Here is a 24734-nt window from a genome sequence, read left to right as displayed (position 1 = left end):
GTGTCGTTTTCAGCGACTTTAATATCTTACCAAGTCACTGACACGATTGTCAATAACTTTTTTGATATTTTTTTCGGTGTGTCACAACCATTTGCGGCACAAGAAGTAATATACCATGGAGTTTTTGTTTATACAAGTGTTTTATTAGAAAAACATTTAAAATAATCTTATTCCCGGTTTTCATAAGGATTATTCTAATAAACACCTGATTAATTAAAGGTTTTTATCAGATGAATCAAAGTAAAAATCCCCCCGCTTCCTTCTATATGAAGAAAGACGAGGGAATGACCGTTCCAAATTAGTTTTGTTGATGACGCATCGTTGGGAACAACAGTACATCGCGAATCGAAGGAGAATTCGTCAATAACATGACGAGGCGGTCAATTCCGATTCCGAGTCCTCCAGTTGGCGGCATGCCGTACTCGAGTGCTTCGATGAAGTCATTGTCCATTTCATGGGCTTCATCATTCCCTGCTTCTTTTTCAACCAGCTGGGCTTCGAAACGTTCCCGTTGATCGATTGGATCATTTAACTCCGTAAAGGCATTCGCATGCTCACGGCGGACGATGAACAATTCAAATCGATCCGTAAAACGAGGATCTTCCGGATTTTTCTTCGCAAGTGGCGAAATTTCAACCGGATGTCCGTAAACGAATGTCGGCTGAACGAGTGACTCTTCAATTTTCTGTTCAAAGAATTCATTGAGGATATGTCCCGTCGTCATATGCGCTTGGACTTCGACACCATGTTCGTGTGCGAGTTCATGGGCACGCTCTTTCGAAATCTCTTCAAAGAAATCAACACCTGTCGCTTCTTTGACAAGATCCGCCATATGCGCACGTTTCCAGCCGACAGACAAGTCGATGACATCTTCGCCGTACGTGACTTGTGTCGTACCGAGTACTTCCTGTGCCACATGAGCAATCAGGTTTTCCGTCAAATTCATGATGTCGTTGTAATCCGCGTAAGCTTCATACAGTTCGATCATCGTAAATTCAGGGTTATGGCGTGTCGAGATTCCTTCATTACGGAAAACACGACCGATTTCATACACCTTTTCAAGTCCACCGACGATTAACCGTTTGAGGTGCAATTCGATGGCAATTCGCATGTAAAGTGTCATATCGAGTGCATTGTGATGCGTAATGAACGGACGCGCCGAAGCACCACCCGCGATCGTATGCAACATTGGTGTTTCGACTTCCAAGTATCCAAGGCTGTCGAGGTACTGACGAATACCGCGAATGACTTTACTGCGTGCAATAAACGTCTCACGTGATTCGTTGTTCGTAATCAAATCCAGGTAACGTTGACGGTACCGTTGTTCGACATCTTTTAATCCGTGGTATTTATCCGGAAGCGGGCGTAATGCTTTGGTCAGCAACGTAAACGATGTGACGTGAACCGAGAGTTCGCCAACATTCGTTTTGAAGACGTAACCGCTGATTCCGACGATGTCCCCTAAGTCACATGTTTTATAAATCTCATATGCTTCTTCCCCAACGTCGTCCTTACGCACATACAATTGGATCTGACCGTTTACATCCTGGACGTTCGTAAAACCGACTTTCCCTTTACGGCGTGTCGTCATGACACGACCCGCGATGGAAACGTCCGGCTTCAGTTCTGCCAATTCTTCTTTTTCATGTTCGCCGTAAGCAGCACGAATACTTGCTGTATCCGTTGAACGTTCGAAACGTGCACCAAACGGATCAAGTCCTTGTTCACGCATGGCGTTCATCTTACCGAGACGCACCTGCATTTGATCATTCATTTCCATGTCCTGACTCACTGTCTTCACTCCTTTTATAATGGTTCACGATGGTTTTCATCCGCTTCGATGAAAAAGCTGCCGGCATGACCGACAGCTCTTAGAAAAACCGATTCGCTCATCTTCAATGGCATTAGCGTACCATAAAACGGGCAATCCCGACCATACTTTACGTGTCACGCATGTACTGCGGTCGTTTCCAATGTTTCGACATACTGACGCAACAACTCTTGCAGACCCGCATGAGTATCAATATCGAATAACGCTTTGCGGACTTGTCCGTTTCCGCTTAATCCTTTAAGGTACCACGCAACATGGGTGCGCATTTCCCGCACGGCAAGTTTTTCCCCTTTTAGTGCGACGAGACGCGCGGCATGCAACAGACAAATATCAATCTTCTCACGTGGTGTCGGCTCCGCCGGTAACGTTCCGGATTCAAGATACTGGATCGTCTGATACAGCATCCACGGATTCCCGAGTGCAGCCCGACCGATCATGACACCGTCTACTCCGATCTCATCAATCATCCGTTGGGCGTCTTGCGGCGTCTGGACATCTCCGTTACCGATAATCGGAATGTTGACTGCCCGCTTCGCTTCGCCGATGATGTTCCAGTCGGCAACCCCTTCATACTTTTGGGAACGGGTCCGTCCGTGGATGGCGACAGCCTTCGCTCCACCGGCTTCTGCCGCCCGGACATTGTCGACGCAATAAATATGATGGCTGTCCCAACCGGTCCGCATCTTGACCGTCACGGGTTTCTCGACTGCTTGCGATACGGCATGGACCATCTCGTACACTTTATCCGGATCAAGCAACCATTTCGCTCCGGCATCACACTTTGTCACTTTCGGAACGGGACAACCCATATTGATGTCAATGATATCGGCATTCGTATTGGCATCGACATACTGTGCTGCCTGGACCAACGTTTCCTTCGAACCGCCGTAAATCTGCAAACTGAGTGGTTTTTCCCGGTCATCAACGTACAACATCTGCATCGTCCGTTCATTTTCGTACAGAATCCCCTTATCACTGACCATTTCCGCACAGACGAGACCTGTCCCGAATTCTTTTGCAATCAAACGAAACGCAGGATTACAGACACCCGCCATCGGTGCTAAAATGACACGGTTATTCAGTTCAACATCACCAATTTTAAAACCTGTCATCACGCTCTTCCCTTCTCTGCTCTGAATGCGACTTAAGTTCGATTCGTTTTACATCCGCCCGTTCCGCTTCCGGCAAGTCGACATACAACTCGTCGACGGTTCGTTCCCACCCCGGCACGAAATAGGCAGCATTTAATTCACGCAACGGCGCCAAGACGAATGCCCGATTGTTCATCCGTGGATGCGGTACCGTCAACCCTTCCGACTGAATCGTCTCGTCATTATACAAAATGATGTCGAGATCGAGTGTCCGCGGTCCGTTCTTGAATAACCGCTTCCGCCCTTCCTGGTGTTCAATCTGTTGTAGCTCCGTCAATAAGTGTTCGGCGGATAAGGTCGTATCCAGTTCGACGACCATATTGTAAAAAAGATCTTGATCCACGTAGCCGACGGGTGCCGTCTCATAGATTGACGAAGCACGCACTGCTTTCGTCGTTGGCAAGGCACGGATCAACCGGATGGCCGCTTGCAGGTGAGCTGCTTTATCGCCGATGTTCGATCCTAGTGCGACGTAGGCACGATTCATGCATAATCGCCCCGTTTCCGGTGGATTTCAACGGCAACATGTTCATAATGTCCCGCAATCGGCGGATCCGGTTTAATGACCTTGATCGTCGTCTCAAGAATCCGGGGATCGAGCAACAGCACCTGCTCTGCAATGCGGTCTGCGAGCGCTTCAACGAGTTGCAGCGGCTTCCCTTCGACGACCTGCTTCGTGACTTCGTATAACTCCGCATAATTGACGCTTTCACGTAAATCATCCGTCTTACCGGCACTTGATAAATCAAGACCAATCGTCAGATCAACGTTAAAGCGTTGACCCAACTTCGTTTCTTCTGCAAACACACCATGGTATCCGTAAAAACGCATACCGGTCACCTGTATCCGATCCATCTTCATTCTCCTCCCGGTAATTCCGCAGCCAACATCGTATCCATCATGACGGCTGCCCGTTTGACCGCCTGCACATCATGCACCCGCATCCATTCACATCCTTGTTGAATGCCGTAGCAGACTGTCGCAATCGTCCCTTCGACACGCTGATCAGCCGGCAAGCCAAGCGTCAGACCAATCATCGACTTCCGGGATGTCCCGAGCAGGACAGGATAACCAAAGTCCGTCGTAATCGACAGATGGCGCATTAAAAACAGGTTTTCTTGATGCGTCTTCATGAACCCGATGCCGGGATCCAACCAGATGTGGTTTTCCGACACTCCGGCCTGTTTCGCCAATCGAATCGAATCTTCCAAATCGGCCCGTACTTCAGCCAGCATATCCGGTCCATGAGGTTCTGAGCGGTTGTGCATTAAAATAATCGGGACATCATGCCGGGCTGCCACCTCGACCATCGAGCCGTCCCCCCATTTTGATCCCCAGACGTCGTTGATGATGTCTGCTCCGGCACGAACAGCAGCTTCGGCAACTTCCGGTTTATACGTATCAATCGACACCAATATATCCAGTTCACGTTTCAAGCGCCGAATGACCGGGACAACACGGTCGATTTCGTCTTCAGCCGAGACAAATGAAGCGCCCGGTCTCGTCGATTCACCGCCGACATCAATCGCGTCCGCTCCGTCCGCGACGAGTTGTTTCGCATGCCGGACTGCCTGCTCGATGTCCACATAGTTCCCGCCATCGGAAAAAGAGTCCGGTGTCACGTTAAGAATCCCCATGATTTTCGTCATCCTTTTTCCCTCCTTGACCACTTCGACTGGACGGCGTCATCAAACAATCTTCGAACTGCTTGATATCCGTGTCCATTAAGACCGGGGAACGTCCGCCCATCCAAGGAAGAGACCGCGACTGCTTCTTGAACCGAGTTCGTATAAAGGATTTCATCCGCTTCCGTCAATTGCGGCAACAACGCCAGCCGTTCCTCGACAGGCAGCTCTTCCATCAGGAATTGACGGGTGATGCCATTGAGGGCACCTGTCTCAAGTGGCGGCGTGTACCATCGTTCTCCATAACGCCAAAAGATATTGGACGTGATGCCTTCACAGATGAAACCGTCTTTTGTCAAAAAGAGACCTTCTGCCTCCTGATTAAACAACTGACGTTTGGCGACCAGATTGTTCATGTAGTGATGTGATTTCAACCGATAACTCGTTTCCGGTGTACTCCGGGGCAAACGAACGGTTTCAAGCGCCCGTTCCGCCATCTGTCTGGAACCGATCGATTTCGCATACAACAGAACGGTCGGCTGCTCATACGGTTCAATCGAAAGACCGATTTCACGGGCACCGGCAGAGACGTTTAAACGAAAGTAGAGATCTCCCGTTCCGTGCACACGACACAATTCTTCAACCGCCGCCAATAAATCATCACGTCCGTAAGGCAATTTGATGCCGATTGCCGCACAACTCATCTGTAGACGCTCGATGTGATCATCAAAGAGAAACGGATGACCCGCGTAAGTCCGGAATGTCTCGAAGACCCCCATCCCGTATAGATATCCATGATCGAGCGGCGAGATGCGTACGTCTTCTTCTTGTTTTATCTGTCCATCATGCCAAAGATACATAGTGTGTCAACTCCAAAAAGTTTTTTAACATCTGTTTCCCGTCACGTGTCAAAATCGCTTCCGGATGGAACTGGACGCCGACGATCGGCAACTCCTTGTGACGAAGGGCCATGATTTCCCCATCTGCTTCTGCCGTCATCGTCAGGGCGTCCGGGAAACTTTCCCGTTCGACGACAAGTGAATGATAACGCGTCACCGGCGTCTTCTGTTCAATTCCGGCAAACATACCGGAACCGTCATGGGTCAGCAAGGACACTTTCCCGTGCATCAATGTCTTTGCCCGGACCACCTTTCCACCAAACACTTGACCGATTGCCTGATGTCCAAGACAGACACCGAGGATCGGCAGACGACCGGCAAAGTAGCGGATGGCTTCCAAACTGATTCCGGCTTCGTTCGGAGTACACGGTCCCGGGGAAATGACCAAATGATCCGGAGCCAGTGCTTCAATTTCCTCAATCGTAATCGCATCGTTCCGGAAAACACGGACCTCTTGTCCAAGCTCTCCAAAATACTGCACTAAGTTATACGTAAATGAATCATAATTATCGATCAGTACAATCATGTCGTTCCCTCCGCTAATTCTTTGGCCACCCAAAGCGCCTTCGCCTTACTGAGTGATTCTTCATATTCGCTTTCCGAGTCAGAATCCGTCACGATTCCGGCTCCCGCCTGAATATACGCCATCCCGTCTTTTGCGACAAGCGTCCGAATCAAGATGTTGAAAATTGTATCATCCGCCCAGCTGATAAAACCGAGTGAGCCGGTATAAATCCCCCGGCGGACCGGTTCAAGCTCTTCGATGATTTCCATCGTCCGGATTTTAGGCGCACCGGTAATCGTGCCTCCCGGAAACATGGCGGCAAGGACACTGCTTCCGGTCTCCCCGTCCGCAATCTCACCACGGACGTTTGAGACGATATGCTGAACGTGTGAATATTTTTCGATCACCATCAACTCATCAACATGAACCGAACCGTAGCGGCTGACCCGTCCTAAATCATTTCGTTCGAGATCGACGAGCATCACGTGTTCCGCCCGTTCTTTTTCGTTATCAAGCAACGTTTTCGCTAAAGCAAAATCCTCTTCTTCATTTTTGCCGCGCGGACGGGTTCCTGCAATCGGGCGGGTCGCGAGGGCTGAATCGATTTTTTCGACGAGCAACTCAGGTGACGCCGACACGAGAACCAGTTCCTGATCTGCAAAATAGCCCATGTAAGGAGACGGGTTGACAGTTCGCAACACGTCATAAATATGCGCTGGTGTCGTCTGGAGCGGCTCTTGCTGGCGGACAGCGAGATTCACTTGAAAGACATCGCCCGCCTCGATATACTGTTTGATCCGATCGGCGGCGTGAATGAAATCACGCCGTTTAAAGGAACGGTCCCGCTGAGGACGCTTGACGTCCGGAACCTGAAAGACCGGTGCCGGACTCATTTGCCGCCACGAGGCGACTTCTTCGACTAAGGCCAGACGGGCTTCCGCTTCTGTCTCACGGGTGACGGCAACAAATAATTGATTTTTTTCATGATCAAAGACGGCCACCTCATCGTACCAATAGAGCGACAGATCAGCCGTCTCCAGATCATCCGCCGCTTGCTGCGGCAGGCGTTCTAAATAACGGACAGCATCATAACTGACGTATCCCGCCAGTCCTCCAAAAAACGGCGGCATTCCCGCCGGTCGAGCCGAGGCGTAACGTGAACGGATGTCCTCCAAGATTGTGAATGGAGCATCCGTCGTGTCTGTTTCTTCCCCGGACACCGTCACCGTCGTGAGACCATTTTTTGTCCGAATGTGTCCCACCGGTCGGACCCCTGCCATCGTATAAGCTCCGATTCGGCCGCTTTCGAGCCAGACGTGTCCGGTCCGGTTTGCCGTCAATTCGACGTACCGGTTATAAAATTGTTCCTTCGTCCATGTAAATGCTTCGTATACTGTCTGTCGCACGCTTGTTCCTCCACTTCCGAGCTATTCTGTTTTCATTATACGCAAAAAATCAGTCAGACGGACGACTCAAACGCAAGTCCCACTCTTTCCGACGAGGAAAAAGAGGTCCATTCCGAACAACCGGAATGAACCTCTGAGTCTGCTAAGATTATAGTTTTGAGCTGTCCGCTTCTTCTTCCACCTGATACAACGGTGTACTGAGGTAGCGTTCTCCGTTTGACGGAATGATCGCCAGAACGTTTTTGCCTTTTCCTAAACGCTTCGCCGTCTTCAAAGCAGCTGCAATCGCTGCACCGGAAGAAATTCCGCCGAGGACTCCGTTCGACTTGGCCGCGCGACGTGCATGATCAAACGCTTCTTCCGTCGTCACTTGCTCGACACCATCATAAATCTGTGTGTCGAGAATCGATGGAACGAATCCGGCACCGATGCCTTGCAACTTGTGTGGACCGGGTTTTCCACCCGACAGAACAGGTGAATCCGTTGGTTCAACCGCGATGATTTCGATGCCAGGGAACGCCTCACGCAAGACTTTTCCAGCGCCGGTGATTGTACCGCCTGTGCCGATTCCCGCGATGAAAGCATCGAGGGATAATCCTTCAAACGCTTCGACGATTTCCGGTCCCGTCGTTTTTTCATGAACGACCGGGTTCGCTTCATTGTTAAACTGTTGCGGCATGAAATAACCGTGTTCTTCCGCTTCTGCCGTTGCCCGAGCAATCGCACCCTTCATTCCTTCTGGACCGGGTGTTAAAATCAACTCCGCACCGTACGCACGAAGAAGAGTTCGACGTTCCATGCTCATCGTTTCCGGCATGACGAGAATCGAACGGTAGCCTTTTGCAGCAGCCACCATTGCGAGTCCGATGCCCGTGTTTCCACTCGTCGGTTCGATGATGGTATCTCCTGCTTTGAGATGTCCCGCTGACTCAGCCGATTCGATCATCGCTAAGGCGATTCGGTCTTTGACGCTTGAACCCGGATTCATATATTCCAATTTCAAGTACACGTCCGCATCTTCCGGTCCTGTCAAATGATTCAATTTAACGATCGGCGTGCGGCCGACTAAATCCAATACTGAATTCGCAATGCGCATGACCATTCCTCCTCATAATGAAAAACTTTAATTCCAAGTAATCCGATAGATCAATTATCCACGGACTGGATGAAAATTGTCAATCAAAGCGTTCTACAGTCGGCTTTGATCCATTTTCCGACTGTTTTTCGACTGCTTCCGCAATCAGACGGTCAATCGTTTCTTGTTCATGCTCGTTTCGCATGACTTGATACACATCCGCCCGCGTGATTTCCTGATCTCCGACTTTGGCGACGACATCTTCGAGTGGTCCGCCGATGCTATCTTGAACGACCTTCGGAGAATCTACTTTCGGCAATTCTCCCATGAACGCGTAAGCACCCGTCAAAAAGTTTGTCAGTAATAAAATGAAAATCAACATCCACAAGTACTTAGAGTTTACAGTTCCCATTTTCAGACCCTCTTATGCTCTTTCGAGTGATTTTTCGCGAAGTGCTTGTAATTCTTCGACATCGTATTGGTAATGTTCCGAACAGAAATGACAGACCGCTTCCGCTCCACCATCTTCATCAATCATCGCTTGAATCTCATCCGGTCCGAGAGCGACGATCGCCGTCGCTAACTTTTCACGTTCGCACGTACAGTTAAATGACACCGGAATCGTATCGAGCACTTCGAACGATTCTCCTAATACAAGACTTAACATCTCTTCCGGTGTTTTTTCTTCACCGACCAGAATCGAGATGGGTTTTAATGCCGCAACTCGTTGTTCCAGTGCCGCAATCGTTTCTTCCGACGCACCCGGCATCAGTTGAACGATCAATCCGCCTGCTGCGATGACCGACTCATCTTCCGGATAGACGAGGACGCCTGCTCCGACGACAGATGGACTTTGCTCGGAAACCGCGAAGTAATACGTAAAGTCTTCACTGATTTCACCTGTTTGAATCGGCGATTGTCCACCGACGAAGTCACGCAGACCTAAATCCTTGATGACGGAAATGTTTCCGCGCCCGACTGCATCGCCGACTTTCAGTTTTGTCAGACCGTCACTGTTGACGTATGTGTCCATTTCGACACGCGGGTGACTGACATATCCCCGGACCTGTCCTTTCGCATCCGCATCGACGATGATTTTTCCGATTGGACCATCCCCTTCGACTTTCAGCGTCACACGGGTATCCCCTTTTTGCATCGTTCCCATCATTGCACCAATCGTTAACGTCCGACCGAGTGCTGCCGTGACGACAGGTGTCGTCTGATGGCGGAGTTGTGCTTCATAAACGGTTTTTGTCGAACGAATCGCAAACGCGCGGACTTCGCCGTTAAACCCTAAGGCTCTGACTAAATAATCATCTTTTAATTGTGCTAATAATTCTTCACGTTTCATTATTTTTCCCTCACTTATTTCGTTCGTAGATAATCCGCAACCCGTCCAGCGTCAAAAATGGATCAACGATTTTAATCGTCGCGGATTCCTCACTGATTAATCGGGCGAGTCCACCTGTCGCAATGACAGTCGCTTCTCCCATTTCTTCTTTCATCCGATGGACCAGCCCATCGACTTGCGCGACGTATCCGAAATACGTACCGGACTGCATCGCATGTACCGTATTTCGACCAATCGTCGACTGCGGTTTGGCAATCTCGATTCGTGGTAATTTCGCCGCTTTGTTATACAAGGCTTCTGTCGACACCATGACACCCGGTGAAATGATTCCACCGTAGTAGCGTTTTTGTGAATCGATGTAACAATATGTCGTTGCTGTTCCAAAATCAACGATGATTAAAGGACCATCATATTTTGCCGTCGCAGCGACGGCATTGACGATCCGGTCTGCCCCGACTTCTCTTGGATTATCGACTTTTAAATCGAGTCCCGTCTTGATTCCCGGTCCGATCACGAATGGACGTCGGTTGAAATAACGGACGCACATGTTCTCGAGTGGAAACACGACAGGGGGTACGACAGATGATAACACGATTCCCTCAATGTCTTCCACGTTTAAGTCTGCATCCCGAAACAGGGCTTTGACCAACATGCCGTACTCGTCCGTTGTCCGTGTACGATCCGTTGCAATGCGCCAATGCTGGACAAGTGTCTGTTCATCATAGACGCCAAGTACGATATTCGTATTTCCCACATCAATTACTAAAATCATCTGCTTCCCCACTTTTCTCTGACGATAACTGTTGCATACGTTGTGATTATACCATGCAGCCGGGGCTTCACCTACCGAAGTGCGCCTTGCAACCTGCCTACAAAAAAAGAGGTCAGCATCCCATTCGGAATACTGACCTCTTCGTCAAACGAAATCCATTGATCTTTCACTCCGTCCACCGATTCATCCGAACGGTGTTTCATGAGTGATTAGATTTGATCATCCCGGCGTGGTTGATCTGGTTTTTCCGTATCGACATTTTCCCCTTCGTCGATGACAGAGCCGCGTTGTGTCGGAGATTCTGTCGGTTGATCGATGACAGGTGTCGTCGATTCCGGCGTTTTCTCGTCCGCTTTTGGTTCTGCAATCACTTCAGGTTGATGCTTTTTATATTCGCCTGTCTCTAAGAGATGGTGAATTTGTTTCTGATCAAGTGTTTCCACGTCAAGTAACGTCGTCGCAATCAAATCAAGCTGATCGCGTTTTTCTGTTAAGATCGTTTTCGCTTTTTGGTAACACTTGTTGATGATCGCTTGAATTTCTTTATCGATTTCATGGGCAATCGCATCAGAGTAGTTCTGTTCGTTTTGGAAGTCACGTCCTAAGAAGACGTTTCCGCCTTGACCGGAACCAAACTGAAGTGGTCCGAGTTTTTCACTCATCCCGAACTCCATGACCATTTTCCGTGCTAATCCTGTGGCACGTTGGAAGTCATTACTCGCTCCAGTCGAAACTTCACCAAAGACGATATCTTCCGCGACACGACCACCAAGTAATCCAGTGATCTTATCTTCAAGTTCCGGTTTTGTCATGAAGTAGCGGTCTTCTTTTGGAAGCATGATGACGTAACCGCCTGCATTCCCGCGAGGAACGATCGTTACTTTATGCACTTCATCCGCATCATCGAGTGTGACACCGATGATCGTATGACCAGCTTCATGCCATGCAACAATCTTTTTCTCTTTTGGTGAAATGATCCGACTCTTCTTCGCTGGTCCAGCGATGACACGGTCGATCGCTTCTTCGAGATCGACGATTGAGATCTTGTCACGGTCGGTACGCGCGGCAATAAGTGCTGCTTCGTTCAACAGGTTTTCAAGATCCGCACCAGAGAAACCTGGTGTGCGTTGTGCGATGGCTTTTAAATCAACCGTTGTATCAAGTGGTTTATTGCGTGCGTGTACTTTCAAGACCGCTTCACGTCCGACGACATCTGGACGCTCAACCGTGATTTGACGGTCAAAACGACCTGGACGGAGTAAAGCCGGGTCCAAGATATCCGCACGGTTTGTTGCTGCGATCATGATGATACCTTCGTTTTCACTGAATCCATCCATCTCGACGAGAAGTTGGTTCAATGTTTGTTCGCGCTCATCATGTCCGCCGCCAAGACCGGCTCCACGTTGACGACCAACCGCATCGATCTCATCGATGAAGATGATACATGGGGCGTTTTTCTTCGCATTTTCAAACAAGTCACGTACACGTGATGCACCGACACCGACAAACATCTCAACGAAGTCAGAACCTGAAATCGAGAAGAACGGTACGCCGGCTTCACCAGCTGCTGCACGGGCAAGCAATGTTTTACCTGTACCTGGAGGACCTACAAGGAGGACACCTTTAGGAATACGGGCACCGAGACGGGCAAACTTGCGTGGATCTTTCAAGAATTCAACAACCTCAACGAGTTCTTGTTTCTCCTCATCCGCTCCCGCGACATCGTCAAACGTAATCTTTTTCTTTTCTGTATCATACAGGCGCGCCTTCGATTTCCCGAAGTTCATGACACGGCCACCGCCGCCACCGCCTTGTGCTTGATTAATCAAGAAGAAGAACAGGATGAAGATGATGATGAATGGCACGATCGTCGTCAGTAACGCGATCCAACCGCCATTTGTTTCTGCTGCTTTGAAGTCCATCTTGACGTTTTGGCTACGCAATTGCGTGTACAAATCCGTCAGTTCCGTATCAACAGCCGGTACGACGGTTTCATATGTCGTATCCTTTTCACGTAATTCACCCGTGACGTTATACGTCTGTCCCTCATACTGGAACGTCGCCGTCTTCACATCACCTTTTTCAACAGACTCGACAAACTGTGTGTAATTGATTTCTTTGCTTTTGTTCACTGGACTCTGCAAGTATTGCAGAAACAAGATCAAAGCTAGAAAAATGACCCCAAACACGAGGGTATTCTTCACTGCTCGGTTCATCGTAGGCCTCCTCTCCGCACCAACTGATTAAACTTACTCAATCGATACGAATCCTAACGCGGCAAAGCGCGCTTTGTAATTGGTTTCATCTTATCATGTGACAGTCAAGATTAAAAATAATTAGCCGCCGTAGACTGCTGGCTTCAATACTCCAACATAAGGAAGGTTCCGATACTTTTCTTCATAGTCAAGACCGTAACCGACAACGAACTCATGTGGAATGACGAAACCGCTGTAGTCGGCGTGTAAATCGTTTTTACGACCACTCGGCTTATCCAGCAACGTCACGATTTTAACCGACTTTGCTTTCCGGTATTTGAAGAGGTCCACGAGATACCCTAATGTTAATCCGCTGTCGATGATATCTTCGACAATCAGGATGTCACGTCCTTCTACTGATGTGTTTAAATCCTTCTCGATCTTGACTTCCCCTGTCGATGTCGTCCCACCGTGGTAAGTCGACACATCCATGAAGTCCATTTCAAGATGCATGTCCATCTTTTTGACGAGATCAGACATGAACGGCATTGCGCCTTTTAATACACAGACAAGCAGTGGGAAACGATCTCCATAATCCGCTGTCAGTTCACCCGCGAGTTCACCGACTTTATGTTGGATCTCTTCTTCCGAAATCAGTACTTTTTCCATATCATTCATTAAGGTCATGCTAGGTATTCCTCCTCCATTTTAAACACTACATTACCATTCTATCATTAAACCTGATTCTGCGAGGAGTTCAAATGACCCGAATATTGCAATTCGATGTCCGATGACTGCCAGAACTTGCCCTGTTGCATCCACGACGACCGGGATTTGTGTTCGAAGTGTCCGTGGAACTTTAGCGTCCATCAAAATTCGGCTGACTTTTTTAGTGCCGACCGCCAGTTGAATCCGATCCCCGGGTAACGGTGGTCGAACCGTTAACGGGAATCTGATGGCCGAAAACGGAATGCCGGTGGTCGCACGGGAAAACCTAACCATTTGTTCACCATAATAATAGGTACCCAAACGCTCCCCCACTTCAAACGGTTCAGGTACAGAGTGTCTCACAGGACAGGGAACACATGTCAAGTAGCCATATGTACGCTGTATCCTCCAGTTTCCATAATACACTTCACCGGACGGCATATCTACTCGTAGCAGTGTCAAAAATCGATTGTAATCGTTCGGTGTGAGTTCTGCGTCCGGCACGAGCACACGCAGGACCAGGCGTCTGAAGTCGGAAGGGAGTTGAAGAACGTTCTTCAGCGGAAGTCCCTGTTCCGTCGTCCAGTCTTTGACGAGCGCCGCGACATAGGCAAGATGTTCTTGTTTTTGTTCATGTCGCAGCATCGCAGCGCGAACGGTCGCGGCTTCATAACCGGGACGTAAGGCAGCGAGCACGGGCATTACTTGATGCCGAATCTGATTGCGAAGGTACTTCGTTTCCGCATTCGTCGCATCTTCGTGCCACGCGACTTGATGTTCCGCCGCATAGTCATACAGCTGCTGCTTCGTATACGTCAATAACGGACGGTGGATCTGCCCGTGTGCAAACGGTCGGACTACTGGAATCCCGTCGATATGCGCTTCCCCGCGGAGCAATTGAATCAATAACGTCTCCAGTTGATCGTCCCGGTGATGGGCGAGGACCAGCTGATCGCGTCCAGTCTCCCGCATCACCTCTTGAAAAAAAGCATACCGTCTGCTGCGGCATTTCTCTTGAGTCGCCGTCTCGTCTGTCCATTCAAGACGCGTCATCCGAAAATCGAGTTGGCGTGCCTGCGACCAGGCTTGAATCGATTGTGCTTCTGCATCGGATTCGGCACGAAGTCCATGGTGCACATGAACGATGATGATATCGTGACCTGCTTCATACAACAGATGGGCTAACACCATCGAGTCACAGCCGCCGGATACGGCAACAAGCAAGGGTACGCTTGGAAGTTTTACCTCTACTGTCACGTCTTCATCCTCCCTTTTGCATTAATCTAAACGAAAAAAGCTATCTCTATATGAAATAGAGATAGCTTTTTTACAGAATGACCCGTACGGGAATCGAACCCGTGTTACCGCCGTGAAAGGGCGGTGTCTTAACCGCTTGACCAACGGGCCAAAAAAATATGGTAGCGGCGGAGGGAGTCGAACCCACGACCTCACGGGTATGAACCGTACGCTCTAGCCAGCTGAGCTACACCGCCATATTTTGAATGTTTGTGTCCTAAGCACATTTTCTATAATACTTGGGAGTCAAATGATTGTCAACGCTTTTTCTAAAAATAATTCTAAAAAAATAAAAGATGGAATGAACAGCGTCATTCCACCTCTATTCTTATAAAGAACAGGTCAGCAAGTTATTGACGTTTAGCACCGCGTCCGCCACGTTTTGAATCCGTTTGACGTTTCAATGTCGCAAGACGATCTTCACTGTCTTTAAGGAAACTAGTCATCAACGTATCGAACGTTTGCTCTTTGCGTGGAGCCGGTGCGCCACGGCCACCTTTGTTAAAGCCACCACGGTTTCCACCGCCGCCGCTTCCACCACGTGGTCCTTTGTTATCAAACGAACGTGGTCCGCGGTCTTGACCTGCAGGACGTGGTCCGCGATCAAATTGACGAGCTGGAGGACGTGGACGTTCACCTTCTGGGCGATCGACGGCTTTCTTAATTGAAAGACCGATTTTTCCGTCGTTCTCTACACTCAACACTTTAACCGTGATTTCTTGTCCGACTGTCAAGACATCATTGATATCTTTGACGTAAGAATCTGCTACTTCACTGATGTGAACAAGACCTGTCTTACCCGTCGGTAATTCTACGAACGCGCCGAAATTGGTGATGCCTGTAACTTTCCCTTGTACTTTGCTGCCTACTTCAATCGACATAAATTGTATTGCTCCTTTTTAGTTGATTCTTTCTTATTATACGAGTGATTCTACATTTTTTCAATCAATCGGCAAGCTTCGTTTAATCTTCCGGTGAAAAATAGAAAATCGTTTCGCCTTTTTTCGAGTACAGCAGTTCACTTCTCGCTAAGTTCGCAACATACTTCTTATCATTCAACCGTTCAATTTCTTCTTTCAGACGAGCGGACTCTTTTTCCGCCTTTGCCTGTTCTTGATGCGCAACCTGAAACGACTGCTTCTGTTCAGCGATCAGTTGTTTCTTTTCGATATATGACCACCCCATCAGGGACAGGACAATAAGAAAGATCGACATACAGACTAAGAAGCGCCTCTTCAGACGTAAACGGTTTTCGATTGCATTTTGACTCAACTGTTTTTTCCGGTCATTAAGCGGTTTGATCTTGGGCGGCGTATCGCGCCCTGATTCCAACGGTGCTGGCATATCATCCCTCCTTATCCGAGTGGTCATCTCTGACACTCTCTAGTATACTTCCTTTTTCAACCAAATTACATCGATTCTTCGGAATTCACTTTTTCTTCACGAATGATTTGATACATCTCCGACGCATCTTCTTTTTTGGCGTGTTCCTTAATGCCGTCGATTTGGACGGTGACGATCTTGTTTCCGAACCGGATTGTCATCTCGTCTCCGACCGCCACGTTGCTGCTCGCTTTGGCGACAAGTCCGTTAATCGTAATCCGACCTTGGTCCGCGACCTCTTTCGCGAGTGTCCGGCGTTTGATCAGACGGGATACTTTTAAAAATTTATCAAGTCTCATGACTGTTCCTCCTGCTTTGATTGATTCCACAAGGCATCTTGTTCCGCTAACGATAACTCCGTTAACGGACGGTCTGCCAATTGTTCCATTCGGGTAAAGCGGCGAATGAATTTGTCATTGGTCTGCTGTAACGCATCTTCTGCCGACAACTCCATATATTTTCCGACGAGCGCTAACGAAAACAGGATATCTCCAAATTCCCCTAACTGCTCTTCCGCCGGTGCCTCTTGCAGTTCTTGAATCTCTTCCCGGACTTTATCAAGTGCCCCGGCGACGGTTTCCCATTCAAAGCCGACCTTCGCGACTTTCTTTTGAATCTGTTCTGCCCGCATCAAGGCAGGAGCCCCCTTCGTGACACCATCCAAGAGAGAGGTCCGCTCCGGTTTTTCCTGTGCTTTGATGTCCTGCCAGTTATTGACGACGTCGGTTGCCGAGTCGACTTTCACGTCTCCAAAGACGTGAGGATGCCGGCGGATCATCTTCTCGCTGACACTGCCGATGACATCCCGCACATCAAAATAGCCTTCATCCAAACCGATTTGGGCATGAAGCATGACTTGCAGCAAGACGTCGCCTAATTCTTCAATCATTAAGTTATCGTCCTGAAGGTCGATTGCTTCCAGTAATTCGTACGATTCTTCAATTAAATGTTTTTTCAGCGACTCGTGTGTCTGTTCTTGATCCCACGGACAGCCGCCTTCACCACGCAATCTGGCGATGATTTGTTTGAGCGTCGTAAAATCTCGATTTAAAATCGTTTGATCCGTGACGGGTGGTACATACACCGTCGTCAAGTTGCTGAGCGTCGTCACATGATCCAACTCATACAACGGGACGGTCACGACATGTTCCCGGCTGGTGCCGGCCGCCGTGACGAGTGTCACGTCATGTTCATCGGGATAACGTTCCATCAGCATGACTTTCAGATCACCCGCGACCAACTGATCGTAGACTTGTCCGATCAACAGATGTTGCCGGATTTGGGCTTCATCGATGTCGAACGCCGTCGCATCCAGCAATTGAAAACCTTCGATCGGATCGACGCCCACTGCGGCAAACATTGGATCCAGAAAACTTTGTCCTCCGACGATCTTGATGTTGTCCGATTGGTTCAAGAGTTGCTGAACCGTACTTTCCGCGACCAGCGGATGACCGGGGACAGCGTAAATGACAGGTTCCGTCCGGGCCTGTTCAAGCAGGGTGGCGACGATTTCACTGTAGACCGATTCAAAGCGGTCGTGTTTCTCATAAATAAAATCAAACGATGTAAATTCCATTCCCTCTGCCATCAGTTCTGAAACGACAGGATGATCCGCTGTCCGCAAATAAACGGGTAATGTCGTTTCCTTGAGTAACTTGTAGATGCCAAACGGTAATTGTTCCAGTTCGCCGACGCCTAAGCCGACGACCGTGATTTGATGTGTCATATAATCCCCCTACGTTGATGAATACGATATAGTTTCTCTCCAAAAGGCAACAGCGCCCACTCGCGTTCGGTCAAAACACCGATCCGTAACGCGAAGATACAAAAGACGACGGCTCCACCTAGGACCAACAATCCAACCTCAATCGTCGCTCCGATCCGACTCTCCCAACCGGACAACTGAAAGAGTTGTTCGATCACATATAAGAAAATCGCCATCGGGAGGACCGCTTTGATCAACTTGATGTAAAACGCCCGACCAGCCGTCACGCGACCAAACTTCCGGTTCAATAAGATCAATTGTGCTGCCGCCATGACAGCAAATCCACCGAACGTCGCCATCCCGGCACCGGTCATGCCATATGCCGGAATCAACCAGATGTTCAGCCCGAATTTAACCGACAGACCAACGATGACACCTGCAAAGGCGTACTTTTCCGCATCCACCGATTGGAGACAGGAGACAATGATCATCGACAAGGACGCCGTGAATCCGGTTGCCGCAAGCCAACTGAGCGCCATCGTCCCATTGTCATCCTGATAGAGTGCGATATTTAACGGCCGCATCACACCGACGAGTCCGACCGTCGCTGCGGCCGCAATCAGCAGACCGGAACGCAACAACGTCTCCAAATGATGTTTCGTCGCGGTGTCATTGCGCTTCCGATATTCTAACAGTAATGTCGGTACACTCGCGAGACTGATCGACGTCGCAAACAAAATCGCAAACTGCAGCAACGGATAACCTCGGTCGAATATCCCTTTTTCCATTTTTGTTTCGATGGAATCGCCTAACAGATTCACAAAGGTCAAACCATCAATCAACTGCATCAATAACAGCGCGAGCGAGGCAATGCTGACCGCCATCCCGCTCGTCAACAGGACCCGTCCGACACGACGGATATGCTGTTTCGACACGACCGGGCGACCAATCCGCCCTTTCGCGAACCGTAACAATAAGATGAGCGACGCAACGCTGCCGCCGAGTGCCGTCATATGGGCCGATGCTCCGATCTGATACGGATTCGCCCCGACTTGGACACCGTAGTAGGTCACAAGTAACAGCAGGCAGACACGAACGGCATTTTCCGTGATTTGTGAAAACGCCGTCGGCCGCATTTCAAGATCCGCCTGAAACATCCCCCGTAAGACGGCGATGACCGGCAACAGGTAAAACGTAAACGTAACTGCCCGGAGCGGTTCTACCAGTTGTGCGTCCCCAAATAACCGGGCCACTTCAGGAGCAATCCACCAACCGAGCGTCCCGAGGATCAACGACATGCCGGACAAGACGAAAAAGATTGCCCATAACACTTCCCGTTTCTCTTCCGGATGATGTAACGTCAACTTCGCGACAACGACCGGCAACGCATAAATACCAAGTGCTGCTGCAATCGCAAATAACGGATAGACGGTCTGATAGACATACAGACCGACGTCTCCCGCCATATTTTGATACGGGATGCGATAGAAAAAGCTCAACAGTTTGGAGACGTAACTCGAAATCGCCAGGAGTGCTGCGCCCTGAGCAATGGTCATTCGTTTACTCATTGCAGGATCCGGCGATCAATCTCAGCGAGCAACCGTTCCGCTTGCTCCGTCGTCTGCTGCAACGTTTGTTTGCCGCGATTCAGTGTCAACACCAATTTCCCGTCCTCTTGTCCCATCCCGAGACCACGCCCGATCGGAACCGTCCATTTGACGAAGTCAGCGACATCAAGCGACTGAGTCGTTTGTGCCGAAAGGACGATTTCGATTTTCGGATCCGTCTGTTTGACGCGTTCGATCCGTGCCCGCTCTGCAAAAATCCGCATCCGTGTCAACTGAATCAACCGGGCGACTTCGACCGGGAATTCCCCGAACCGTTCCAACATCTCGGACTCGAGCGACTCGAGACTTTCCGGTGTGTCCACGTACTTCAATCGTTTATAGAATTCAATTTTCAATTCGGAGTCGGCCATATAATGGCTTGGGATGTAGGCATCCAGGCTGAACGTAAAGTCCGGTACGAATTTTTGGACTCTCCGTTTTCCTTTCATCCGCTCTTTGCGTTCTTCGACCGCTTCCGACAGCATTTGCGAATACAAATCAAATCCGACGGAATCGATGAAGCCTGATTGTTGCGATCCGAGCAAGTTCCCTGCCCCGCGAATCGATAAGTCGCGCATCGCGATTTTAAAACCACTGCCGAGTTCCGTAAACTCCTTGATCGCCTGCAGACGGCTTTCCGCAACCTCGGTCAACCGTTTTTGCGGACGGTATGTGAAGTAGGAATAGGCGACCCGGCTTGACCGACCGACACGTCCCCGCAGTTGATACAACTGGGAGAGCCCCATTTGATCCGCATCGTTGACAATCAACGTATTGACGTTCGGAATATCGATGCCGGTCTCGATGATCGTCGTACTGACCAAGACGTCGGCGTCCCCTTCGAAGAAGGTAATGAGCTGACTTTCGAGTTCACTTTCCGTCATGCGGCCATGAGCCGTCACGACACGTGCTTCCGGAACGAGTGCCCGGATTTCCTCTGCTTTGCGTTCGATCCCTTCGACCCGGTTGTAGAGGAAAAAGGCTTGTCCGCCGCGACCAAGTTCACGCTCCAACGCTTCGCGCATGACGATTCCGTCATATTCCATCACATACGTTTGAACCGGATAACGGTTTTCCGGTGGTGTCTCAAGCACCGACAAATCCCGAATACCGATCATCGACATATGCAGCGTCCGTGGAATCGGTGTCGCCGTTAAGGTCAGGACATCGACATTCGTTTTCAGCTGTTTCAGTCGTTCTTTATGTTTCACTCCGAACCGTTGCTCTTCATCGATGATCAGCAAGCCGATATCGGCAAACTGAACATCTTTGGATAAGACACGGTGTGTGCCGACGACGACATCAACCGTTCCTTCCTTCAATCCTTTTTTCGTCGCTTTTAGCTCTGCCGCCGAGCGGAAACGGCTCATGACGGACACGTTGATCGGCCAGTCGCTGAACCGTTCGAGCATCGTTTCGTAATGCTGTTGCGCAAGGACGGTAGTCGGGACAAGCAAGGCGACTTGTTTGCCGGCCATGACGGCTTTGAAGGCCGCCCGGATCGCGACTTCCGTTTTTCCGTAACCGACATCGCCGCACAACAGGCGGTCCATCGGACGGGAACGTTCCATGTCTTTTTTGATTTCTTCGATTGACCGCAACTGGTCGACCGTCTCTTCGTATGGGAATGAGGCTTCGAATGCCTGCGTGCTGTCATCATCTTCCGGAAAAGCAAATCCGACCGCTGCTTCGCGTGCCGCATACAATTTGATCAGCTCATCCGCGATGTCTTCGACGGATTTCTGGACTTTCGCTTTGACCTTTTTCCATTCCATTCCGCCCAGCTTATAGATTTTCGGTTCTTTGCCTTCAGCCCCGACATATTTTTGGATCAAATCAATCTGGTCGACCGGAACGTACAACGAGTCCTCTCCGGCATAGATCAGATGCAGGTAATCTTGGTGGTTCCCCGCGACATCAATCGTCTTAATCCCGTGGTACCGTCCAATCCCGTGATGAATGTGGACGACATAGTCACCGGTTTTCAATTCCTGATAACTTTTGATCCGTTCGGCATTCGTCAGTTTGGTCGTTTGTTTGCGTCGCCGTGCCGGTTGTTTAAAGACTTCTTCTTCTGTGATGACGACGAGGCGTGCGTTCGTCATCTCGAATCCGCCGTGGATGCCGCCGATCAGAATCGATGGATGCCCGCGGCGAATATCGTCTTCTGTCGTATGCAACGACGCTTCGACCCCATAATCGGATAATGTCTGCCGCATCCTTTCAGCCCGTTCCCGGTTACTCGCTAAAAAGACCATCCACATATCCGCGCGACCGTACCGATCTACCTCTTGCTTCAGACGCTCCATTTGACCATGGAACGGGGCAATCGGTTTGATGCTGAAATGAATGGCAGCACTCTCCGGAACACCGCTCCGGCGTGTCGGGAGCAAGGACAGATACAACAGTTGCCGTTGCTGAAACACCTTCATCATCGGAACGGCTAACGTGTACTCACTGACACTCTGTCCCCGTTCGATCAAGGAAGCCATCCATTCCGCTTCTTCCGTATCCTGGACTTCCGCCGCTTCTTCGATCCGGGCAATTTCATCGACGATCAAGACGGCATCTTTAATGTCGTCAAGTAACGTCGTTTGATAAAGCATTGGTGCGTATTTCGCAAGCTGTTTTGGTCGCTCGCCGCTTTCAAGCACTTCGACATCGTAGGCTATGCCTTCTTCGAGCGCCGCCAAGACTTCCGTACTTTGGACCCGCTCCTTTGTCACGTCATACAACCGGCGCAACTGTTCCCCGGCGGTCCGCAAGCCTTCACCGGTCGCAAAATGTTCGGCGGCAGGCGGTACTAACGCTTCCGCGATGACACCAAGCGAACGTTGTGTTTCCGCGTCGAACGTATAGATCGAATCCACTTCTTCATCAAACAAGTCCAAGCGATACGGACGTTCCACCGTCAACGGATACAAATCAATGATGCTTCCGCGCACCGCAAATTCGCCCGGCGTCGTGACCGTAGCGGTCCGTTCGTATCCGGCATCAACCAATTCTTGAATAAAATCCGGAATCGACAAGATGTCGCCGGGTTTAATCCGTTTCGTATGCCCTAAAAATTCGGACGCTGTCGGGACGTACCGTCTCAGACCGACGAGCGGAATGATCAGTATTCCGTCATCCGTCGTCAGAAGACGGTGCCTCGTCTCGATGCGTGTCGCCCGGAGTTCCGGGCTCGCGCCGTAAGACAGTTCGGCCGCGAGTGTCTCGTCGACCGGATATAACATCACGTCTTGTTCCGGGACCAATTCAATCAGATCATCGTACAATTTTTGGGCTTGGAACATATTGTGCGTCACGATGACGAACCGTTTTTTTGTTTCCTGATAAATACCCGCGACGAACAAAGCTTTCCCGCTGTTCATCAGTCCTGTGATCAGTTGGGCATTAACGCCGTCACGGAACCGTTCCCGGACGGTTTTAATCTCCGGAATACCGAGTAACAGATTTTGTAGTTGTTTCATACTTTCCCTCCTAGGACGACAGCAAAAACGCTTTGGATGTCCAAAGCGTTTTGTTCAGTTATAACGATTCATCAACGCCAAAAACGGCGTATCGATAAAATCGGTTGCGATATGAACCGAATCAGATAACACATGTTGCAACGTCACCTGTTCTGATTTTGCGAACGGCATCAAGACCCAGTCGATGACTTGAATCGGTGCCGGTGGCCGGCCGACGCCTAATTTTAATCGTTTAATGTCTTGTGTACCGAGATGTTGGATCAACGATTTGACTCCGTTATGTCCTCCGGCACTCCCTTTTGAACGCAAACGCATTTTCTCGAGTGGCAAATCCAGATCATCATAGATGACAAGGACGTCTTCGACCGCAATTTTATAAAAATCGAGTAACGGACGGACCGCTTCACCCGACAAGTTCATATACGTCAATGGTTTAACGAGGACCACGCGCTCCCCTTTAATCATTCCCGTTCCGAAGACCGCTTTAAACTTCGACTCGGTTAATTTTATTCCGTGTTCCTTGGCCAGTGCATCGATTGCCAAAAAACCGATATTATGGCGTGTATTGGCGTACTTGGCGCCTGGATTGCCTAAACCGACGATACATTTCATACCGTCACCTCCTCTGCTTTCTCCTGCCGGATCCTTCAATCCGTCAGATGATGGAAAAACAACAACGCACAAGGGTCCGATTTCTAAAAACCGGACCTTGGCGTTCATATCTGTTTGAAATCAGCTGAAGAGCGGGCTGATTGATTTTTGCTCATGGACACGGATGATTGCTTCTGCAAGCAAACGTGCGACAGAGATTTGTTTGATTTTGCTTGCGCATTCACGTTTCGTCAAATCAATTGTGTTCAAGACGACGAGTTCTTCAATCGCCGAGTTTTCGATCCGTTCCATCGCAGGACCCGACAGAACCGGGTGTGTACAGCAGGCATACACTTGCTTCGCCCCGTTTTCAATCAAAGCGTTGGCAGCGAGTGTGATCGTTCCTGCTGTATCGATGATGTCATCGATGATGATCGCGATTTTTCCGTCGACTTGGCCAACGATGTTCATGACTTCCGCCACGTTTGGTTTTGGACGACGCTTATCGATGATCGCGATTGGTGCTTTTAATTGTTCCGCTAATTTACGTGCCCGTGTCACACCGCCATGGTCTGGAGAAACGATGACGAGTTCGTTCGGGTCGATGTTCTTCTTCTCGAAGTAAGAAGCAAGCAGGGGAACACCCATTAATTGATCTACTGGAATATCGAAGAAACCTTGGATTTGAGCTGCATGGAGATCCATCGTCACGACGCGTGTCGCACCGGCAACTTCAAGCAAGTTCGCAACAAGCTTCGCTGTGATCGGCTCACGTGAACGTGCTTTACGGTCTTGACGCGCATAGCCGTAATACGGAATAACGACGTTGATCGTCCGTGCGGAAGCTCGTTTTAACGCATCGATCATGATGAGCAACTCCATCAGGTTTTCATTGACCGGTTGGCTTGTCGATTGAATGATGTAAATATCATCCCCCCGGACACTTTCTTCGATGTTCATTGAAATTTCGCCGTCACTGAAGTGTTTGACTGAACTTTCGCTGACCGGAATCCCGATGACTTTAGCGATTTCCTCTGCCAGTGGTTTGTTCGAGTTAAGTGCGAAAATACGAATTTCATGTTCTAAGACAGTAGACATGGTTAGGTGGCCTCCATTTGTTTGGGTTTAGACGAGTAGAGCGACAGGTAATGAACGAATAAA

At 49.5% G+C, this 24734-nt stretch carries 23 protein-coding genes and 2 tRNA genes; all 25 read right to left on the bottom strand.

Features of this window, described 5'->3' with window-relative positions:
• Positions 1–298: 298 nt before the first annotated feature.
• Complete coding sequence (gene lysS / locus D3D03_RS15930) at positions 299–1780, bottom strand: lysine--tRNA ligase (RefSeq protein ID WP_174544521.1); 1482 nt, start codon at positions 1778–1780, stop codon at positions 299–301.
• 167 nt (positions 1781–1947) lie between these two features.
• Positions 1948–2943 carry a tRNA dihydrouridine synthase DusB gene (gene dusB, locus D3D03_RS15925; protein WP_028105316.1) on the bottom strand — a complete coding sequence of 332 codons (996 nt, stop codon included), beginning with the start codon at positions 2941–2943 and terminating at the stop codon, positions 1948–1950.
• On the bottom strand, positions 2930–3469 hold the full coding sequence (gene folK / locus D3D03_RS15920; protein WP_035387541.1) for a 2-amino-4-hydroxy-6-hydroxymethyldihydropteridine diphosphokinase: 540 nt from the start codon (positions 3467–3469) through the stop codon (positions 2930–2932). Before folK ends, dusB begins: the two co-directional genes overlap by 14 nt.
• Positions 3466–3837: a dihydroneopterin aldolase gene (gene folB, locus D3D03_RS15915; protein ID WP_028105317.1), complete on the bottom strand. Its 372-nt coding sequence runs from the start codon at positions 3835–3837 to the stop codon at positions 3466–3468. The genes folK and folB overlap by 4 nt, the downstream gene beginning before the upstream one ends.
• A 2-nt stretch (positions 3838–3839) precedes the next feature.
• Positions 3840–4631, bottom strand: a complete 792-nt coding sequence (gene folP, locus D3D03_RS15910; RefSeq protein ID WP_026831535.1) for a dihydropteroate synthase — start codon at positions 4629–4631, stop codon at positions 3840–3842.
• The gene (locus D3D03_RS15905; RefSeq protein WP_026831536.1) at positions 4628–5467 is read right to left on the bottom strand and encodes an aminotransferase class IV; all 840 of its coding nucleotides are present in this window, start codon (positions 5465–5467) and stop codon (positions 4628–4630) included. The genes folP and D3D03_RS15905 overlap by 4 nt, the downstream gene beginning before the upstream one ends.
• A complete protein-coding gene (locus D3D03_RS15900) occupies positions 5451–6032 on the bottom strand; it encodes an anthranilate synthase component II (RefSeq protein WP_119924094.1) in 582 nt (193 codons plus the stop codon). Before D3D03_RS15900 ends, D3D03_RS15905 begins: the two co-directional genes overlap by 17 nt.
• Complete coding sequence (locus tag D3D03_RS15895) at positions 6029–7417, bottom strand: anthranilate synthase component I family protein (RefSeq protein WP_119924093.1); 1389 nt, start codon at positions 7415–7417, stop codon at positions 6029–6031. The genes D3D03_RS15900 and D3D03_RS15895 overlap by 4 nt, the downstream gene beginning before the upstream one ends.
• Positions 7418–7565: 148 nt before the next feature.
• Positions 7566–8513: a cysteine synthase A gene (cysK, locus tag D3D03_RS15890; protein ID WP_119924092.1), complete on the bottom strand. Its 948-nt coding sequence runs from the start codon at positions 8511–8513 to the stop codon at positions 7566–7568.
• A 79-nt stretch (positions 8514–8592) separates the two neighbouring features.
• Complete coding sequence (locus D3D03_RS15885) at positions 8593–8904, bottom strand: SurA N-terminal domain-containing protein (RefSeq protein ID WP_035387542.1); 312 nt, start codon at positions 8902–8904, stop codon at positions 8593–8595.
• Positions 8905–8916: 12 nt separating this feature from the next.
• A complete protein-coding gene (gene hslO, locus D3D03_RS15880; protein WP_119924091.1) occupies positions 8917–9843 on the bottom strand; it encodes an Hsp33 family molecular chaperone HslO in 927 nt (308 codons plus the stop codon).
• A gap of 10 nt (positions 9844–9853) precedes the next feature.
• A complete protein-coding gene (locus D3D03_RS15875) occupies positions 9854–10615 on the bottom strand; it encodes a type III pantothenate kinase (protein ID WP_026831542.1) in 762 nt (253 codons plus the stop codon).
• A 209-nt stretch (positions 10616–10824) separates the two neighbouring features.
• Positions 10825–12831, bottom strand: a complete 2007-nt coding sequence (gene ftsH, locus D3D03_RS15870; RefSeq protein WP_026831543.1) for an ATP-dependent zinc metalloprotease FtsH — start codon at positions 12829–12831, stop codon at positions 10825–10827.
• Positions 12832–12951: 120 nt separating this feature from the next.
• On the bottom strand, positions 12952–13497 hold the full coding sequence (hpt, locus tag D3D03_RS15865; RefSeq protein WP_012368964.1) for a hypoxanthine phosphoribosyltransferase: 546 nt from the start codon (positions 13495–13497) through the stop codon (positions 12952–12954).
• Between the two features lie 33 nt (positions 13498–13530).
• Positions 13531–14775, bottom strand: a complete 1245-nt coding sequence (gene tilS, locus D3D03_RS15860) for a tRNA lysidine(34) synthetase TilS (protein WP_119924090.1) — start codon at positions 14773–14775, stop codon at positions 13531–13533.
• Between the two features lie 78 nt (positions 14776–14853).
• Positions 14854–14925: transfer RNA gene (locus D3D03_RS15855), tRNA-Glu, on the bottom strand.
• Between the two features lie 9 nt (positions 14926–14934).
• Positions 14935–15011 (bottom strand) — tRNA-Met (locus D3D03_RS15850).
• 153 nt (positions 15012–15164) lie between these two features.
• Positions 15165–15695, bottom strand: coding sequence for a S1 domain-containing RNA-binding protein (locus D3D03_RS15845; protein WP_012368962.1), 531 nt, complete (start codon positions 15693–15695; stop codon positions 15165–15167).
• An 82-nt stretch (positions 15696–15777) separates the two neighbouring features.
• Complete coding sequence (locus D3D03_RS15840; protein ID WP_026831545.1) at positions 15778–16158, bottom strand: FtsB family cell division protein; 381 nt, start codon at positions 16156–16158, stop codon at positions 15778–15780.
• Between the two features lie 65 nt (positions 16159–16223).
• Positions 16224–16496: an RNA-binding S4 domain-containing protein gene (locus tag D3D03_RS15835; RefSeq protein ID WP_028105324.1), complete on the bottom strand. Its 273-nt coding sequence runs from the start codon at positions 16494–16496 to the stop codon at positions 16224–16226.
• Positions 16493–17923, bottom strand: coding sequence for a bifunctional methyltransferase/pyrophosphohydrolase YabN (gene yabN / locus D3D03_RS15830; protein ID WP_119924089.1), 1431 nt, complete (start codon positions 17921–17923; stop codon positions 16493–16495). Before yabN ends, D3D03_RS15835 begins: the two co-directional genes overlap by 4 nt.
• Positions 17920–19458, bottom strand: coding sequence for a putative polysaccharide biosynthesis protein (locus D3D03_RS15825; RefSeq protein WP_233550722.1), 1539 nt, complete (start codon positions 19456–19458; stop codon positions 17920–17922). The genes yabN and D3D03_RS15825 overlap by 4 nt, the downstream gene beginning before the upstream one ends.
• Positions 19459–19466: 8 nt before the next feature.
• On the bottom strand, positions 19467–22982 hold the full coding sequence (mfd, locus tag D3D03_RS15820; RefSeq protein ID WP_119924087.1) for a transcription-repair coupling factor: 3516 nt from the start codon (positions 22980–22982) through the stop codon (positions 19467–19469).
• Between the two features lie 54 nt (positions 22983–23036).
• Positions 23037–23594 (bottom strand): aminoacyl-tRNA hydrolase, encoded by a 558-nt coding sequence (pth, locus tag D3D03_RS15815; protein WP_026831550.1) that lies wholly within the window; start codon positions 23592–23594, stop codon positions 23037–23039.
• 120 nt (positions 23595–23714) lie between these two features.
• A complete protein-coding gene (locus D3D03_RS15810) occupies positions 23715–24671 on the bottom strand; it encodes a ribose-phosphate diphosphokinase (RefSeq protein ID WP_014969100.1) in 957 nt (318 codons plus the stop codon).
• Positions 24672–24734 lie beyond the last annotated feature (63 nt).

The organism is Exiguobacterium sp. RIT452 (genome assembly GCF_003598705.1).
Taxonomy (GTDB): domain Bacteria; phylum Bacillota; class Bacilli; order Exiguobacteriales; family Exiguobacteriaceae; genus Exiguobacterium_A; species Exiguobacterium_A undae.
This window is presented reverse-complemented; position numbering and strand designations above follow the sequence as displayed.

Excerpts from the sequence above, each read along its gene's own strand:
- ftsH (WP_026831543.1), bottom strand. The coding sequence starts at position 12,831 with ATGAACCGAGCAGTGAAGAATACCCTCGTGTTTGGGGTCATTTTTCTA.
- hpt (WP_012368964.1), bottom strand. The coding sequence starts at position 13,497 with ATGACCTTAATGAATGATATGGAAAAAGTACTGATTTCGGAAGAAGAG.
- folK (WP_035387541.1), bottom strand. The coding sequence starts at position 3,469 with ATGAATCGTGCCTACGTCGCACTAGGATCGAACATCGGCGATAAAGCA.
- hslO (WP_119924091.1), bottom strand. The coding sequence starts at position 9,843 with ATGAAACGTGAAGAATTATTAGCACAATTAAAAGATGATTATTTAGTC.
- pth (WP_026831550.1), bottom strand. The coding sequence starts at position 23,594 with ATGAAATGTATCGTCGGTTTAGGCAATCCAGGCGCCAAGTACGCCAAT.
- D3D03_RS15835 (WP_028105324.1), bottom strand. The coding sequence starts at position 16,496 with ATGAGACTTGATAAATTTTTAAAAGTATCCCGTCTGATCAAACGCCGG.
- cysK (WP_119924092.1), bottom strand. The coding sequence starts at position 8,513 with ATGCGCATTGCGAATTCAGTATTGGATTTAGTCGGCCGCACGCCGATC.
- lysS (WP_174544521.1), bottom strand. The coding sequence starts at position 1,780 with ATGGAAATGAATGATCAAATGCAGGTGCGTCTCGGTAAGATGAACGCC.
- D3D03_RS15885 (WP_035387542.1), bottom strand. The coding sequence starts at position 8,904 with ATGGGAACTGTAAACTCTAAGTACTTGTGGATGTTGATTTTCATTTTA.
- yabN (WP_119924089.1), bottom strand. The coding sequence starts at position 17,923 with ATGACACATCAAATCACGGTCGTCGGCTTAGGCGTCGGCGAACTGGAA.
- D3D03_RS15900 (WP_119924094.1), bottom strand. The coding sequence starts at position 6,032 with ATGATTGTACTGATCGATAATTATGATTCATTTACGTATAACTTAGTG.
- folP (WP_026831535.1), bottom strand. The coding sequence starts at position 4,631 with ATGACGAAAATCATGGGGATTCTTAACGTGACACCGGACTCTTTTTCC.
- D3D03_RS15840 (WP_026831545.1), bottom strand. The coding sequence starts at position 16,158 with ATGCCAGCACCGTTGGAATCAGGGCGCGATACGCCGCCCAAGATCAAA.
- D3D03_RS15845 (WP_012368962.1), bottom strand. The coding sequence starts at position 15,695 with ATGTCGATTGAAGTAGGCAGCAAAGTACAAGGGAAAGTTACAGGCATC.
- dusB (WP_028105316.1), bottom strand. The coding sequence starts at position 2,943 with ATGACAGGTTTTAAAATTGGTGATGTTGAACTGAATAACCGTGTCATT.
- folB (WP_028105317.1), bottom strand. The coding sequence starts at position 3,837 with ATGGATCGGATACAGGTGACCGGTATGCGTTTTTACGGATACCATGGT.
- D3D03_RS15810 (WP_014969100.1), bottom strand. The coding sequence starts at position 24,671 with ATGTCTACTGTCTTAGAACATGAAATTCGTATTTTCGCACTTAACTCG.
- mfd (WP_119924087.1), bottom strand. The coding sequence starts at position 22,982 with ATGAAACAACTACAAAATCTGTTACTCGGTATTCCGGAGATTAAAACC.
- D3D03_RS15875 (WP_026831542.1), bottom strand. The coding sequence starts at position 10,615 with ATGATTTTAGTAATTGATGTGGGAAATACGAATATCGTACTTGGCGTC.
- D3D03_RS15905 (WP_026831536.1), bottom strand. The coding sequence starts at position 5,467 with ATGTATCTTTGGCATGATGGACAGATAAAACAAGAAGAAGACGTACGC.
- D3D03_RS15825 (WP_233550722.1), bottom strand. The coding sequence starts at position 19,458 with ATGACCATTGCTCAGGGCGCAGCACTCCTGGCGATTTCGAGTTACGTC.